Origin of the sequence: Streptomyces sp. MB09-01 (assembly GCF_033794505.1) — a bacterium.
GTDB lineage: Bacteria > Actinomycetota > Actinomycetes > Streptomycetales > Streptomycetaceae > Streptomyces.
The window spans coordinates 42,137-55,388 of record NZ_JARAYQ010000013.1; the positions used below are offsets into that span (position 1 = coordinate 42,137).

The 13,252-nt window shown below is 72.8% G+C and carries 16 protein-coding genes; 4 read left to right on the forward strand and 12 right to left on the reverse strand.

What is annotated here, in order from left to right:
* Positions 1 to 41: 41 nt before the first annotated feature.
* From PV721_RS04880 to PV721_RS04895, 4 genes are all read right to left on the reverse strand, one after another.
* Entirely contained in the window at positions 42 to 1,310 is a 1,269-nt protein-coding gene (locus PV721_RS04880; protein ID WP_319721545.1) for a HAMP domain-containing sensor histidine kinase, read from the reverse strand.
* Positions 1,298 to 1,999, reverse strand: a complete 702-nt coding sequence (locus PV721_RS04885; protein ID WP_319721546.1) for a hypothetical protein — start codon at positions 1,997 to 1,999, stop codon at positions 1,298 to 1,300. The genes PV721_RS04880 and PV721_RS04885 overlap by 13 nt, the downstream gene beginning before the upstream one ends.
* Positions 2,000 to 2,142: 143 nt before the next feature.
* On the reverse strand, positions 2,143 to 4,137 hold the full coding sequence (locus PV721_RS04890; RefSeq protein ID WP_319721547.1) for an FUSC family protein: 1,995 nt from the start codon (positions 4,135 to 4,137) through the stop codon (positions 2,143 to 2,145).
* 81 nt (positions 4,138 to 4,218) lie between these two features.
* Positions 4,219 to 5,046 carry a hypothetical protein gene (locus PV721_RS04895; protein WP_319721548.1) on the reverse strand — a complete coding sequence of 276 codons (828 nt, stop codon included), beginning with the start codon at positions 5,044 to 5,046 and terminating at the stop codon, positions 4,219 to 4,221.
* 124 nt (positions 5,047 to 5,170) lie between these two features.
* Between PV721_RS04895 and PV721_RS04900 the strand changes: the two genes are divergently transcribed.
* The 3 genes from PV721_RS04900 (at position 5,171) to PV721_RS04910 (ending at position 6,673) form a co-directional block, all read left to right on the forward strand.
* Positions 5,171 to 5,644 (forward strand): Rrf2 family transcriptional regulator, encoded by a 474-nt coding sequence (locus tag PV721_RS04900; protein ID WP_319721549.1) that lies wholly within the window; start codon positions 5,171 to 5,173, stop codon positions 5,642 to 5,644.
* Positions 5,645 to 5,800: 156 nt separating this feature from the next.
* Positions 5,801 to 6,199, forward strand: a complete 399-nt coding sequence (locus PV721_RS04905; RefSeq protein WP_319721550.1) for a RidA family protein — start codon at positions 5,801 to 5,803, stop codon at positions 6,197 to 6,199.
* Positions 6,200 to 6,265: 66 nt separating this feature from the next.
* Complete coding sequence (locus PV721_RS04910; protein ID WP_319721551.1) at positions 6,266 to 6,673, forward strand: hypothetical protein; 408 nt, start codon at positions 6,266 to 6,268, stop codon at positions 6,671 to 6,673.
* 72 nt (positions 6,674 to 6,745) lie between these two features.
* Here PV721_RS04910 and PV721_RS04915 read toward each other — a convergent pair whose 3' ends face one another.
* From PV721_RS04915 to PV721_RS04940, 6 genes are all read right to left on the reverse strand, one after another.
* A complete protein-coding gene (locus PV721_RS04915; RefSeq protein ID WP_319721552.1) occupies positions 6,746 to 6,925 on the reverse strand; it encodes a hypothetical protein in 180 nt (59 codons plus the stop codon).
* A gap of 101 nt (positions 6,926 to 7,026) precedes the next feature.
* Positions 7,027 to 7,386, reverse strand: coding sequence for a hypothetical protein (locus tag PV721_RS04920; protein ID WP_319721553.1), 360 nt, complete (start codon positions 7,384 to 7,386; stop codon positions 7,027 to 7,029).
* 156 nt (positions 7,387 to 7,542) lie between these two features.
* Positions 7,543 to 8,142, reverse strand: a complete 600-nt coding sequence (locus PV721_RS04925) for a class F sortase (RefSeq protein WP_319721554.1) — start codon at positions 8,140 to 8,142, stop codon at positions 7,543 to 7,545.
* 242 nt (positions 8,143 to 8,384) lie between these two features.
* Positions 8,385 to 8,627, reverse strand: coding sequence for a hypothetical protein (locus PV721_RS04930; protein ID WP_319721555.1), 243 nt, complete (start codon positions 8,625 to 8,627; stop codon positions 8,385 to 8,387).
* A gap of 21 nt (positions 8,628 to 8,648) precedes the next feature.
* Complete coding sequence (locus PV721_RS04935; protein WP_319721556.1) at positions 8,649 to 9,398, reverse strand: CbtA family protein; 750 nt, start codon at positions 9,396 to 9,398, stop codon at positions 8,649 to 8,651.
* A gap of 42 nt (positions 9,399 to 9,440) precedes the next feature.
* Positions 9,441 to 9,656 carry a CbtB domain-containing protein gene (locus tag PV721_RS04940; RefSeq protein WP_319721557.1) on the reverse strand — a complete coding sequence of 72 codons (216 nt, stop codon included), beginning with the start codon at positions 9,654 to 9,656 and terminating at the stop codon, positions 9,441 to 9,443.
* Between the two features lie 188 nt (positions 9,657 to 9,844).
* Here PV721_RS04940 and PV721_RS04945 point away from each other — a divergent pair, with 188 nt between their 5' ends.
* Complete coding sequence (locus PV721_RS04945; protein WP_319721558.1) at positions 9,845 to 10,360, forward strand: histidine phosphatase family protein; 516 nt, start codon at positions 9,845 to 9,847, stop codon at positions 10,358 to 10,360.
* 6 nt (positions 10,361 to 10,366) lie between these two features.
* On the opposite strand, the gene pucL is transcribed toward PV721_RS04945, so the two are convergent.
* Both pucL and PV721_RS04955 read right to left on the reverse strand, forming a co-directional pair.
* Complete coding sequence (gene pucL / locus PV721_RS04950) at positions 10,367 to 11,284, reverse strand: factor-independent urate hydroxylase (RefSeq protein ID WP_319721559.1); 918 nt, start codon at positions 11,282 to 11,284, stop codon at positions 10,367 to 10,369.
* A 231-nt stretch (positions 11,285 to 11,515) separates the two neighbouring features.
* Positions 11,516 to 12,865, reverse strand: coding sequence for an aspartate aminotransferase family protein (locus tag PV721_RS04955; RefSeq protein WP_319721560.1), 1,350 nt, complete (start codon positions 12,863 to 12,865; stop codon positions 11,516 to 11,518).
* Between the last annotated feature and the right edge of the window lie 387 nt (positions 12,866 to 13,252).

Genomic DNA, 13,252 nt, shown 5'->3' on the forward strand with positions numbered 1-13,252 from the left:
CAGCTCACGTGAAGCGTCGGCCCCACATCGGCCCGTCGGCGTCAACTTCCGTCGGGCAGCCGCCCGACCGGAAGTCTGAGTGTCGTCAGCGCGCCCCCGTCGGGCGCGTTGGCGAAGCTCAGCGCGATCTCCAGCACCGCCGCCTGCCCCGCCACGATCGTGAGCCCCAGCCCGTGGCCGCGTCCGCGGCCCGGGTCTCCGGTGCGGAACCGCCGGGGGCCCTGCTCGATCAGCTCCGGCGGATAGCCGGGCCCGTGGTCGCGGACCGTCACCACCGGGCCCTCCACGCTCACCTCGATCGGCGGCCGGCCGTGTTTGTGGGCGTTGACCAGCAGGTTCGCCAGGATCCGGTCGAGGCGCCGCCGGTCGGTGAGCACCACCGCGTCCCGGACCACCCGCACCGAGGCGGCCGGCCCGGCCGCGGCGACGGCCCGCTCCACGGCCCGGCCGAGTTCCACGCGGGCCAGATCGGCCCGTTCCACCCCCGAGTCCAGCCGGGAGATCTCCAGCAGGTCCTCGGTCAGCAGGTGCAGGGCCTTCAGCCGGTCGTTGATCATCTCCTTGGGGCGCCCCTCGGGCAGCAGCGCCGCCGCGGCCAGTGAGCCGGTGAGCGGGGTCCGCAGCTCGTGCGCGACGTCCGCCGTGAAGCGCTTCTCCGCCTCCAGCCGGTCCTGGAGGGACCCGGCCATCGAGTCCAGTGCGTGCGCCACGTCCCGTACCTCGTCCCGGTCCCGGGAGCGGCGGCCCGGCCGCCGGCCGTCCGCGCGGGAGGGAAAGCCCACCCGGGCGTCCAGGTCCCCGGCGCTGATCCTGCGGGCCACGGCGGCGGTGGTCGAGAGCCGCCGGCTGATCCGGTCGGCGAGGAAGAGGCCGGCCAGCGCCACCACGCCGGCGGCGAGCGCCGCGGAGGCGAGGATCGCGGTGTCGATGTCCCGCAGTCGGCTGCGGGTGCCCTGGAACGGGATCCAGACGGCGAGTGCCTGTTCGTCGGCGGGGGCGGCGGCCCACATGACGGGCTTGCCGTCGTACGAGCCGACCATGCTGCCGGTGTCCCCGCGGGCGACGAGTTCACGCAGCAGGCGGGGCAGCTGGGGCGGGTCGAGGACGACGTTCACGTCGCCGTGCGTGGTGCCGTACTCGTAGTGGCTGAGGGCGTGCTCCAGTGCCGTGTCCGCGTCCTTGCGGACCTCGCCGACGATCTGCTGGGCGACCACGTTGTGCACCAGGATCCCGAGCACGGCGGCAACCATGCAGCACACCGCCGTGGTGGTCAGGGCGATCTTCCAGCGGAGGCTGCTCAGCGCGTGCATCGCTGTGCGTCCGGGCTGAGGGGGACACCCGTGAGGGACGAGCAGTCGTCCAGCGTGAGCTGGGTGAGGTTCATGGTTCGCGCCTTGGGGTCCCACACGTAGTCGGAGACGGCGACGTACGCGGGGTTCGAGGTCGGTTCGCGGACCGCCAGGTGTTCGGCGGCCACTTCCACCCCCTCCAGCACTGCCCGCCGGGACAGGATCCTGGCGATCCTCCCGTCGTCCTGGACGGTGTAGACGCGCAGTTCGCTGAGCCGGCCGTCGAGGTCCAGTGCGGTGATCAGCTCTTCCCGGCCGTTTCCCGTCAGGTCGTGCAGGACCGCGCGGCGCACCGGGCAGTCGGGCCCGCCGTCCACAGCCTGTGTGCAGAGTGCGAGCCGCTGCACGGCCCGGGGGTCGACGAGCCGGCCCGTCCCCCCGTCCTGTTGCGTCGCCGAGGTGATGTCGGCCCGTACGACGGACAGCGCGTCCACCCCGCGCATGCTCAGGTCCACCACCTTGGGGAGCCCGGGCACCACGGCGGCCGTGCCCGGCTTCTGGTCCGGTTCGGGCGGGTCGGGGCGGATGCCCTTCCACAGGCTCTGCGGGGCGTGCACGGTGCCGAGGTCGCCCTCGCTCTGCAGCCCCTCCACGTCGGCGCACCCCGCCAGGAGGACGGCGAGGACGATCACGGCGGGGGCGCGGTGCATGCTCCGATGCTCTCCCGCCGGGCGGCTCCCGGCCCGGACTCAGGCCCATCCGGGGGACCGGTCCCGCACAGAGCGCCGGGCGGACGGCCGCACCGGGGCTCTGCCGCGAGCCCGCGCGCCGAACGCCGACGGGGCCGGATTCGTCAGGGCTCCGGCTGGGCGATGGCGCGGGCGGCCGCGACCTCCTGGTGGACGGGGGCCAGGACGCTCGACGTCCCGCCCGGGAGCTCCGCCTCGACGCGTACCGGGACGGTGCTGCTGCGGACCCGCCCGGCCAGTTCGCGGAGCTGGCGTGCGATCCCCTCCACCTCCTCCGCGTCCGGCGGCGCCGCGCCGTGGTTGACGCGGACCCGCGCGGCGGTGGTCGCGTCCACGATCCGCTCGACGGCGACCACCAGCGGCCACCAGGCGGCGGCGCGCGCCCCCGTGGGCGGCGGCTCGGTCAGTGCCCGCTGGAACTCGCTGCGCACGCCCGACAGGTCGCGGTAGATGCGCCGCCGGGCCTGGAGGCGGGCGGTGCGCGCCGCCGCGTGCGCGGCCTCGTCGGCGGCCGGCGCGAAGGCCCGTTCCACGTAGCGGGCGGCGTCGTACACGGTGTCGGCGAGCCGGTCCCCGATCCGGGTGTGCCAGCTCTCGGGCCACAGCAGGTATCCCGCGACGAGGGTGATGGCGCAGCCGATCAGGCTGTCCAGCAGCCGGGGGCGGATCAGGTCGAAGCCCTGGTGGTTGAGCATGTCCGAGAGCAGCAGGATCACCGGGGTGATCGCGGCGGTCTGGAAGGCGTACCCCTTGACCGAGAAGGCCGGGATCAGCCCGGCGAGCACCATCATCACCGGCACGACCGCCCAGCCGCGCGGTACCTCGGCGAGTACGGCGGCCGCGATGACCAGTCCTCCGGCGGTGCCGAGCGCGCGCAGTACGGCCCGCGAGAACACCGAGCCGAAGTCGGGCTTGAGGACGAAGGTGACGGTCAGCGCGACCCAGTAGGACCGCTCGAACTCGATCACCGATACGAGCACCTGCGCGAGCCCGATGCACAGTGCGAGCCGCAGCCCGTACCGCCAGGAGGCCCTGGACAGCATCATGTCGCGCACGGCCCGCCGGGCGCGCACCCGCAGCGCGGCGGGCCGGCCGAGGCGGTCGTCCACGTTGTACGGGTCCGGTTCGGCGAGGTAGACGATCCTGGCCGCATGGCGCAGGGCCCCGTCGACGGCCCGCTCGGCCGGGGTGTGCGCGGCGGGCAGCTCCAGTACGGGGGTTCCGGTGCGGCCCTCCTCGACGGCGGTGGCGAGGGACCGTACGGCCGCCGGGATCTCGGGTGGCAGCGGCCTGCCGCGCAGGTGTGCGGCAGGCGCGGCCTCCACGAGCGGGATCACCACGTTGAGCTGGGCCAGCATCCGCACCAGCGAGGGGCTGCGCCCGTGCACCCGGGCACGGCGGCCGAGCACCAGGTCGTAGGCCCGGTTCAGGGTCTGGGTGACCTCCAGGCGGCGCTCGTCGTAGGCGGCGCCGGGGCGCCCGGCGGCCTCCAGGGCGTCGGCCAGGGCCCGGTAGGTGGCGGCGACCGCGGCCCGCTCGGGCTGCCTGCCGCGCAACGGCCAGCCCAGCAGGCTGAGCGCCAGCACGAACAGTCCGCCCGCGCTCAGCAGCAGCGGGGCCGTCCACCAGGGCTCCGGCATCGGGATCCCGGCGCCGATCACTGCGTTGAGCAGGAGCAGCAGCCCGGACACGGAGGCGACCGTGCCGATGGAGGAGATCATCCCGGAGACGAGGGCGACGAGGGTGAGCACGCCGACGGCGAGCCAGCCCTGGCCGTAGACCAGGGTGCCCAGGGCCACGCCGACGGCGCCGAAGAACTGCGGGACGGCGATGTTGAGGACCCGCATCCGGTAGGCGTCGGCGGTGTCGCCGATGACCCCGGAGAGGGCGCCCATGGAGACGAGCGCGCCGTACTCGGGCTCGTCCAGGGCGAAGCCCACGGCGAGCGGGGCGGACAGGGCGACCGCCGCCCGGGCCACGGCGGCCCAGGGGATCGGTGCGGTACTCGGCTTCAGCCCCTGGAGGAGCCAGGCGGGGGGAGCCAGAGGACGGTGCCGGGCTCGCCGCGACGATATGTTTTCGGTGCGTTCGGTGCTCATCCCGCTTCCGTGCCGCCGCTCGCGAATCGGTTCTTCTGGGCTCTTCTGCGTCGTTCTGCGCGTGATTGGTACCTTCCGAGCTTATGGGGTGCGGCGCACTCGGCCCATCACCCATGCGGCCAGTGCGGCGGTGAGCCCGATCACGAGCACCACCGAGGCGGTGGTGCGCAGGAACGCGGTGAGGGCGTCGTACACGGCGCCGGCGGCGGGCCGGTCGATGTCGGCGGGCAGGTCGTCCAGGGTGAGCCGGCGGCACACCTCCACCGTGAGCCACAGCAGCCCCGCCCCGACCGCGAGCCCGAGGCCGGTGGCCATCACGGCGCGCCGCCGGTGGACGGCGACCGCGATGGCCGCCGCGGCCAGGACCAGGGTGAGCACGGGGAGCCAGACGCCGGCGATCTGGAGCATGTGGAAACCCTCCCGGAGAGCGCCGAGGTTGTCGTACTCCATGACCTTCACGGACAGGTGCGTCACCGGGATGCGGTCGGCGAAGGGCACGCCGCCCTCGACGAGTTCGCCCTTGACCTCGGCTATGACGGGCGCGAGGTCGATGGTGAGGGCGTCGCCGTGGCCGGTGGTGAGCGCGTCGAGGAAGGCGGCGTGGGCGGCGCGGTTGGCCGCGTCCCAGGCCGTCTGGTAGGCGGGGGTGCCGGCGAAGGAGTGCAGGGCCTCGCCCAGCAGCGCGTCCACGCCCATCTGGAAGGGTCCCGCGTCGATCTGTCCGGCGAGGGCGCGGGTGACCTGGGTGATGACGACTTCCTGGACGTCTCGGTTCGCGGCGAGGGGGGACATGGCGGCGGTGTAGCGGTCGGCGTTGCCGAGCTCGTGGTCCGCCCAGTACGCGACGGCGCTCGCGGGCACCAGGAGGGCCACGAGCGCGATGAGTACCGCCGACAGGATGGTGCGCACGTCACCAGGGAATGCGGGCGCGGGGCCGGGCGCGAGCGGTGTTGCTGCGGTTGGGGGAGGACCGTCCGGCGGCGCGGCACCCTTGCCTTCCTTATCCTGGATATCTAATATCCAGGATATGAAGATGAGCGAGGGCGTCGAGTGGGCGCTGCACAGCTGCGTCAACCTGGCCTGGAGCGGCCCGGACCGGGCGGTGTCGGCGGCGCGGTTGGCCGCGTGGCACGACCTGCCCGCCGCCTACCTCAACAAGCAGCTGCAGGCGCTGGCCCGGGCGGGCATCGTCACCTCCGCCCCCGGCCCCCGGGGCGGCTTCAGGCTGGCCCGCCCGCTCGCCGCCATCTCGCTCATGGACGTGGTCGCCGCCGTCGAGGGGCCCGAGGAGGCCTTCCGCTGCGCGGAGATCCGACGGCGGGGCCCCGGCGCCGGCGAACCGGCGGCCGACGCCGCCGACTGTGCCATCGCGCACGCCATGACCCGGGCCGAACTGGCCTGGCGCAGGGCACTGGCGGCCCAGAACCTCGACGAGATCCGGCGTCAGGCCGAACGGCAGGCCCCCGAGGCCCCGGCGCGGCTCCGCGCCTGGCTCGCCACGCGGTAGCACCTGCGGCGGCGCCACGGCACGTACGGAGGTGCGGCGCCACGGCACGTACGGAGGTGCGGCGCCACGGCACGTACGGAGGTGCGGCGCCACGGCGCGTACGGAATCGGAAACGGCAACGTGAACGGCAACGCGAACGGAAACAGGGAGCTCGGAATGACGCGCAGCATCATCAACCCGGCCGGACTGCACACCCCGACCGACTACGGCTACAGCCACATCGTCTCCGCCCCCGGCGAGCAGGTCTTCATAGCCGGCCAGTACGGCTCCGACGAGAGCGGCCACGTCGTCTCCGAGGACTTCGCCGACCAGGTGGAGAAGGCCTTCGCGAACCTCCGGACCGCCCTCGCGGCCGTCGGCCTCGCTCCCGCCGACGTCGTCCGCATCGGCACCTACGTCGTCGGCCACGACCAGCGCAAGCTGGAGGTCCTCCTCAAGCAGCTCCACGCCACCTGGGGCACCGAACTGCCCGCCCAGACCCTGATCGGGGTGGCCTCACTCGCCCTGCCCGGCATGCTCTTCGAGATCGACGCCGTGGCGGTGCGCACGCCCTGACCGTTGATCCACTTGCCGGTCCGGGGTGGCGGGTGTGCTCTGGATGATGGAAGAGAGGAGCCCGTCATGGCACATGCGGCACCCACCGCCCACCGGCGGCCCACCTGGCAGTCGGCGGACATGGCCCACCTGAGCAAGAGCGCCTACGTGCGCCCCCTGCTCGCCGGACTCGTGTACGGCGTATGGGCCGCCTTCATCCAGCGCCAGACGGGCCCGGTCGACGCGGGCAACGTCTTCTACGGGATCCTGTGCGGCGTGCTGTTCGCCGGGATCATGTTCGCCCTGGCCCGGATCGGCCCCCGCCTCAGGCGGGAGTTCCACGCCGCCGCCTACGGCGTCTTCACCGGCGTCGCCGCGGGCTACCTGCACAGCCTCACCAACGAGTCCGTGCTCAGCTCCACCGTCATCGGCCTCTTCGTCGGCCTGGGCGTGGGCCTGGCGGCCTTCTACCGCTACTACACGCGCGAGGACTGACGCAGGGGACGAGAGGGACGGTTTCCGAGGCGCCCGCAGGCCGCACGGCCCTGCGGGCGCCTCGGGGCGCTCCTACCCGGCCGAGTCGGCGGCCTTCTGCTGCGGTTCACTCTCGGACTCGTCGGCGACCGCGACGGACACGGCCTGGGCCTTCGGTGGCTCGGCCGGCTCGGTCTGACGGACCGGCGGGGTGAACCGCGTGACCTCGGCGCGAAGCATGGCGTTCAGAGCGGCGTACGGGTCGATGGGCATGGCGGAACCTCACGGTGCTCAGGGTGTGGGGGCTGCGCTGTCACTGGGGGTGTCGCGGGGATGTCCTGCCGGTAATGGGGCCGGACAGCTCCTCGGTCCTCTCAGCAGCGCAGGACCACACTCCGCACCGTCCGCAGGGACAGGGCCGGTTCGGCCGTTTTTGCGATCGGCCCGCACCGCGGCGCATCCGGGTGTTTCACGTGAAACACCGCGAGCGGTGTCCGCCGTACGCCCGGCAGCCCGCGCGCGATGCTCCGCACAGCCGTCCGTGCCTCGGGGTCGGCGGCCGGATCGGACGGGCCCTCGCCGGGTTCGCCCGGCTCGGAGGGCGCGGTGGAGGCGGGACGGGACTCCGCGGCCGCGGCGCCGGCCGGACCGGCGCCGAACACGCACAGCAGCACGACACAGGCCGCCGTCAGGGCCCTGGTCAGTGCCGAACGTGCGCGTTGCTTCCCACTCATGCGAGGGGTGTGCCCCGACACGCCGGACGACTCCCGGACCGGCCCCAAGAAGCCCCCGACCGGAGGACGAAGACACCCCCCACGGCTGACAGACGGCCGTAGGAGGTGGGTTGGGTCTGCGGGCGGGGCGCGGGGCGGCGGGCTCGCCGGACCGGGTCAGCGGGTGCGGCGCTGCCCGGTCAGCCGGGCCAGCACGGCGGTCTCGCCGCCGAGCAGCCGCAGTTGGGGCCGGCCGGCCGGATCCTCGCGGACGGTGGTCTCGCCGGGGGAGACCCGTACGACGGTGAACACGGCCGTACGGCTGTCCGCGCGGGGGATCTCGATGGTCCGGCCGCGCCGCAGCTCGCCGAGGCGCAGCCCCTCACCGGTGACCACGGCGGTTCCGGCCGCCCCGGGCGCGGGACCGTCGGTGTCCCAGGAGACCTCGTCGCGGTCGTCGCCCACGGGCACGTCGACGTCCAGGCTCGGGATCCGCAACCGCAGCGGCTGCGCGGGTCGCAGGGGACCCGTGACCGTTCGCAGCGGCCCGGCGGCGGTTCTCGGCGACCGCTCCCCCCGGCCGGGGACGTGCTGCCCGGACTGCTCCAGCTCCCGCACGAGACGGCGGTGTCCGGAGATCCCCAGTGCCCGCGAAGGCAGCGCGTCGTCGGTGGTCACCGCAGCGGGCTTGGCGCCCTCGGTCCGTTGCAACACCACGATGCCGGTGGACAACAGAGCCACCGTCAGCGAGGCGACGACCCACTGGGCGCGGGGCATGGGAATCCCTCCTGTCCGGCACGTGCGGCCGGGTCATGTGAGCAGTGGACACCTCCTCTGCCCATCGGGACCCGGTGAAACACGGGAGACTGACGATGCGTCACGGGCGTGTCGTCCCCGGATCGGCGCGTTTCCGCAGCTCGCGGCGGATGCCCGCGCCCTGCGCCGGCAGGGGGAGGGATGCCCCCGAACGGGTGAGACGGCAAGCGCGAGTCCGGCAGCCGGCGCCGCCGGCCGAGGTCTCACATGACGACGGCGGCCGTGCCCGCGCCCATCAGGACGGCGGCGAGGTGCACGGCCGGGTGGCCGTAGTCGCCGTACCAGAGATGGCGGGCCAGGCCGCCGAGGGCGGCCAGCGCGGCGATGATGCCGATCTGGCCGAACAGTGTGACCGCGCAGCAGGGGGCCAGGAGCAGCAGGAACGAGTTCAGCCAGAACGGGGCGGCGCCCGTCCAGCCTCGCCATTCCCTGATCGCCGTCGGCATGTGCTACCGGCCCCCTCGTGGTCAACTCGTCGGCTGCACAGCCTCCTTGGGTGTGGAGGCGGGCGCAAGGGCCCGTTCGGCTAGATAGCCGAAGGCCAGGCCGAAAGTCGTCCACAGTGCGGTCTGGATGGCCAGGGACGCGAGGCGGAAGTCCCAGATCAACGCGGCCGGGAAGTCCGCCGGGACCTCCTTGATCCCGGGCAGGACGGCGTACGAGACGCCGATGACCAGGACGAAGGCGGCGCCGGCGACGATCGACGCGTTCCAGTTGCCGAGCTTCGGCGCGAGCCGCCGGCCGAGGATCAGCGCGCCCGCCGCCAGCAGCGCGCTCAGGGCGATCATCAGGAGGTAGAGGGCGGTCCGCCGACCGGCGGTCTCCGGGTCGCCGACGGCGGGGGGATTGGCGGGGTACTTGAAGAACGGCACCAGGGTGACGGTGACGAACAGGGCCGCGGTGACCAGCGCGGCCGTGGCCAGCGGGCCGAAGCGGCCGATGCGGCCCAGCGCGTAGCAGTAGACGAGCGCGGCGATGCCGCCGAGCGCGACTCCGTAGAGCAGGACGCCGGTGCCGAGGCCGGCCGTGGCCTGGAGGGCCCGGCTGACCGGGGCCTCCTCACCGTGGTCGTGTCCGGCCGCGGCGGCCTCTTCGATCGCGATGGCCGCGTCCACCTTGGACTCACCGAGGAGGTACGCGACGAGGAAGGCGGCCACGCCGGCCAGCAGACCGGCGAGCATGCCCCTGACGAGCAGCGTGCGGGGGGAAACGTTCATGGTTCGGTTCCCTTGCGGAGACGGAGGTCTGTGGCAGGGGAATCAGTGGCAGGGGAAACCGAGGAGGTGGCGGCCGTCGTGCAGCCACTCGTGGATCGTCTCGCCTTCGAAGAGCGCGGTGGCGCCCTGCTCGGCGCCGACGAAGTAGAGCAGGACCAGCATCAGGATCCCGACGAACACGGCCCAGGGGGCCAGCGCGGAGAGCGAGATCGGGGCAATGGCGGGGGCGTTCGTCGTCGGCGCGGCGGAGTGGGCCATGGCAGAACCTCCAGAGGGAACACGCGTCCCGGTCAGTGGTGCTCGCGACGACGGTGACGGGTCTGACTTGCCTCCCCCTCCGGGAGGTTTCACAGTGGCGCGACCGTGCCGGATTCTCACCGGTGCTTCCGTCCTACCGTCGTCATGCAGTTGTCTCGTCCGGACCGTACCGCGCATACGCTCCCCTTATGAAGACCCCGTTGATACGTGTCCGTCTTTCCAGGCTCCCACTGGACACGGCGGCCCGCCTGGGCCGCTTCGGTCACGCGCAGCCGTGCCCGGGGTACGAGGGCCTGCGCGGCCTGGACGCGGGCGAGTGGGCGGGGCGCACCCTGGACGGGGTGGCGGCCGAGGATCCGGCGGCCCTGCACGCCTGGATGACGGACCCCGGGTACGCGCCACCGGGCGGCGAGTCCGTGGACGCGCTGATCGCCCGCGTCGGGGCGGAGCTGGCCGGGCTGGCCGCGGGCACCCACCGGATGGCGGTCGAGCAGGCCGTCGTACGGGCGGCCGTGGTGTACGCCCTGGAGCTGCCCGCGGCGGCCTTCTGGCGGCTGGACGTGCGGCCGGAATCGGTGACCACCCTCACCGGGCGGGCGGGGCGCTGGAACCTCCTGGTGGGCCAGCCGGAGGACGCCGATCAGACGGCGCAGCGCTTCGGCCCGGACCCCGCGACGCGGTCCGGGCCGAGCACGTCTTCCTGACGGGTGTTACGCGACGATCCAGTCGGACGTGGCGATCACCGGCTGCACGCCGTCGCGGTGCACGGTGCCCTCGATCAGCCCGTACATCCGGTCCGCCGCGAAGTAGACCTCGTTGTCGTTCTTGAGGCCGAAGGGCTCCAGGTCGACGAGGAAGTGGTGCTTGTTGGGGAGGTTGAGGCGCACCTCGTTGACCTTGGGGCAGTTGTCGAGCACGCGCTCGGCCATCTGGTTCAGGGTCTGCTGCAGCGAGTACGAGTACGTCTCGGCGAAGGCTTCCAACATGTTCTTGCGGACCTTCTTGTACGCCTGGTCCCAGTCGTACGAGGAGTCGTCGGCGGCCAGCGCCGAGTGCGCCCAGCGCGCGGTGACCTTGGTCGCCAGGATGCGGTCGTACGCCTCTTGGAGGGTCGTGTACTTGTCCTTGATGTAGCCGTGGAACTCGGAGTTGGTCGAGTTCATCACCGTGAGGTCCTTCAGACCGGAGATGACCTGCAGGCCCGTCGTCTCGCTGTAGGTGATCTGCGCCGTGCGCACCTCCTGGCCCTTGCGGACGAAGGAGTGCTGCTCCTTGCGCGTCGGGACCGGGATGCGGTCCCACACGTACTCCTCGATGCGGATCTGCGCCTCGCGGATGGGCTGCTGCGAGGAGACGAAGTGCTTGGCGAGCAGGATGCCGAAGGCCTCGGGGGAGTCGATGCCGTGCTCCTTGCCGAAGGCGTAGACCGTGTTCTTGGTGGTGTCGGTCGGCAGGCAGTTGGCGTTGTTGCCGGTGAGGTGGACGTCGCGGAACTCGCCGCGGAGCGCGACCGAGACGTTGAGGTCGCGGATCTCGTGCCAGGAACCGTCGCCGCCCTTGCGGGTGACCTTCACGATGCGATTCTCGGCCTTGCCGTACTGGTTCTGTGCCAGGACGTGCTTGCTCATGGCTGTCTTCCTTCGGGTACACGGAGTCCGGCTGACTGGATCCCGTACGCCCGGCGTCCAGCGGAAGGCCCGCTCCCCGCCGTTCGGTCACGGAGGACCGCCCCGGGACTGACGTGCATCCCGGTTCGTAGGTGCTCTGTTCGGATTTCAGCACGTTCACGTGCTGTTCGTAATGGCGCGGAACATCCAAGACAGGCACCCACGGATTGGGCGACCGTATGTTTCGGCAGATCAGATCGTGTGCGCGTCGGCCACCGAGAGGGCCTGGCCGAGGATCTCCAGTCCCGTGGCCACGTCCTGCGGCGCGATGTTGCAGGCCGGCGCGACGTGGATGCGGTTGCCGGCGACGAGCGGCCAGACCCCGCCCTTCTTGCACGCGGCGGCGAACTCGGCCATCGGCGCGTTGTCCGCCCCGGCGGCGTTGTACGGGACCAGAGGCTCGCGCGTCTCCCGGTTGCGCACGAGCTCCAGGGCCCAGAAGGTGCCGAGGCCGCGGACCTCGCCGACCGACGGGTGCCGCTCGGCCAGCGCGCGCAGGCCGGGGCCGAGCAGGTCCGCGCCGGTGCGGGCGGACTGCTCGACGATGCCCTCCTCCTCCATGACGTTGATCGTCGCGACGGCGGCGGCGCAGGCCAGCACGTGCCCGGAGTAGGTCAGCCCGCCCGGGTAGGGCCGGCGGGCGAAGGTCTCGGCGATGGCGGCCGAGACGGCGACGCCGCCGAGCGGTACGTAGCCGCTGGTCACGCCCTTGGCGAAGCAGATCAGGTCGGGGGTGACGTCCCAGTGCTCGGAGGCGAACCACCGGCCGGTGCGCCCGAAGCCGACCATGATCTCGTCGAGGATGAAGACGATGCCGAAGCGGTCGCAGAGCGCGCGCACGCCGGCCAGGTAGCCGTCGGGGTGCACGAGCACGCCCGGGGCTCCGCCGACGGTCTCCAGGATGATCGCGGCGATCGACTGTGGGCCCTCGAAGACGATGGTGTCCTCGAGGTGGCGCAGGGCCCGCTCGCACTCCTCGGCCTCCGTGGCCGCGTAGAAGGGCGAGCGGTAGGTGAAGGGCCCCCAGAAGTGCACGACGCCGGCGGTCGCGGAGTCGTTGCCGAAGCGGCGGGCGTCGCCGGTCAGGTTGATCGCGGTGGAGGTGGCGCCGTGGTACGAGCGGTACGCGGACAGCACCTTGGGCCGGCCGGTGTGGAGCCGGGCCATGCGGACGGCGTTCTCCACGGCCTCGGCCCCGGCGTTGGTGAAGAAGATCTTGTCGAGGTCGCCCGGGGTGCGCTCGGCGATCAGCCGGGCCGCCTCGGAGCGCACGTCGACGGCGAAGCCGGGCGCGACGGTGCACATCCTGGCCGCCTGCTCCTGGATGGCCGCGGTGACCTTGGGGTGCTGGTAGCCGATGTTGGTGTAGACGAGCGCGCTCGAGAAGTCGAGGTAGCGGTTGCCCTGGTAGTCCCAGAAGTACGACCCCTCGGCACCGGCGACGGCAAGCGGATCGATGAGCTCCTGCGCAGACCAGGAGTGGAAGACGTGCTTCCGGTCAGCGTCTTTCACGGTGGCGAGGGCGTCGGCTTCTGCGTTCATGAAACGAGCGTAGTTGTCCAGGATGTGGACGCGGCGGGGGTCGCCCGCCGCGTCCGCCGCGTGGCGCCCGGCGAAGACCGGGGCCGGGCCGGGCGGGTCCCTGCGGGGCCCGTGGGAGGCGGGGCCGGCGGCCGGGCCGGTCCGGGCGAGGGCCGGGCCGGGGACCCGTCGGGTGGGCGCCGCCCACGGGTCGTCGGCCGGTACCCGGGCGTCCGCCGCGGGTGCAGGAGCCGGAGCGGCAACGGCGGCCGCCGAGGGAGTCGCCGCCGGGGGGCGGTGGCCTTGGTGACGGCAGCGACGGCCTGGTCCACGCCGGTCCCTGCACGGTGGGCGTCGGTGAGGATCCGGGTGACGTCGATCCCGGCGGCATCGAGACGGGCCATCGCG

Bases quoted from the DNA above. Each gene is read 5' to 3' on its own strand.
- PV721_RS04880 (WP_319721545.1), bottom strand. From the start codon at position 1,310: ATGCACGCGCTGAGCAGCCTCCGCTGGAAGATCGCCCTGACCACCACG.
- PV721_RS04885 (WP_319721546.1), bottom strand. From the start codon at position 1,999: ATGCACCGCGCCCCCGCCGTGATCGTCCTCGCCGTCCTCCTGGCGGGG.
- PV721_RS04890 (WP_319721547.1), bottom strand. From the start codon at position 4,137: ATGAGCACCGAACGCACCGAAAACATATCGTCGCGGCGAGCCCGGCAC.
- PV721_RS04900 (WP_319721549.1), top strand. From the start codon at position 5,171: ATGAGCGAGGGCGTCGAGTGGGCGCTGCACAGCTGCGTCAACCTGGCC.
- PV721_RS04905 (WP_319721550.1), top strand. From the start codon at position 5,801: ATGACGCGCAGCATCATCAACCCGGCCGGACTGCACACCCCGACCGAC.
- PV721_RS04910 (WP_319721551.1), top strand. From the start codon at position 6,266: ATGGCACATGCGGCACCCACCGCCCACCGGCGGCCCACCTGGCAGTCG.
- PV721_RS04915 (WP_319721552.1), bottom strand. From the start codon at position 6,925: ATGCCCATCGACCCGTACGCCGCTCTGAACGCCATGCTTCGCGCCGAG.
- PV721_RS04920 (WP_319721553.1), bottom strand. From the start codon at position 7,386: ATGAGTGGGAAGCAACGCGCACGTTCGGCACTGACCAGGGCCCTGACG.
- PV721_RS04925 (WP_319721554.1), bottom strand. From the start codon at position 8,142: ATGCCCCGCGCCCAGTGGGTCGTCGCCTCGCTGACGGTGGCTCTGTTG.
- PV721_RS04930 (WP_319721555.1), bottom strand. From the start codon at position 8,627: ATGCCGACGGCGATCAGGGAATGGCGAGGCTGGACGGGCGCCGCCCCG.
- PV721_RS04935 (WP_319721556.1), bottom strand. From the start codon at position 9,398: ATGAACGTTTCCCCCCGCACGCTGCTCGTCAGGGGCATGCTCGCCGGT.
- PV721_RS04940 (WP_319721557.1), bottom strand. From the start codon at position 9,656: ATGGCCCACTCCGCCGCGCCGACGACGAACGCCCCCGCCATTGCCCCG.
- PV721_RS04945 (WP_319721558.1), top strand. From the start codon at position 9,845: ATGAAGACCCCGTTGATACGTGTCCGTCTTTCCAGGCTCCCACTGGAC.
- pucL (WP_319721559.1), bottom strand. From the start codon at position 11,284: ATGAGCAAGCACGTCCTGGCACAGAACCAGTACGGCAAGGCCGAGAAT.
- PV721_RS04955 (WP_319721560.1), bottom strand. From the start codon at position 12,865: ATGAACGCAGAAGCCGACGCCCTCGCCACCGTGAAAGACGCTGACCGG.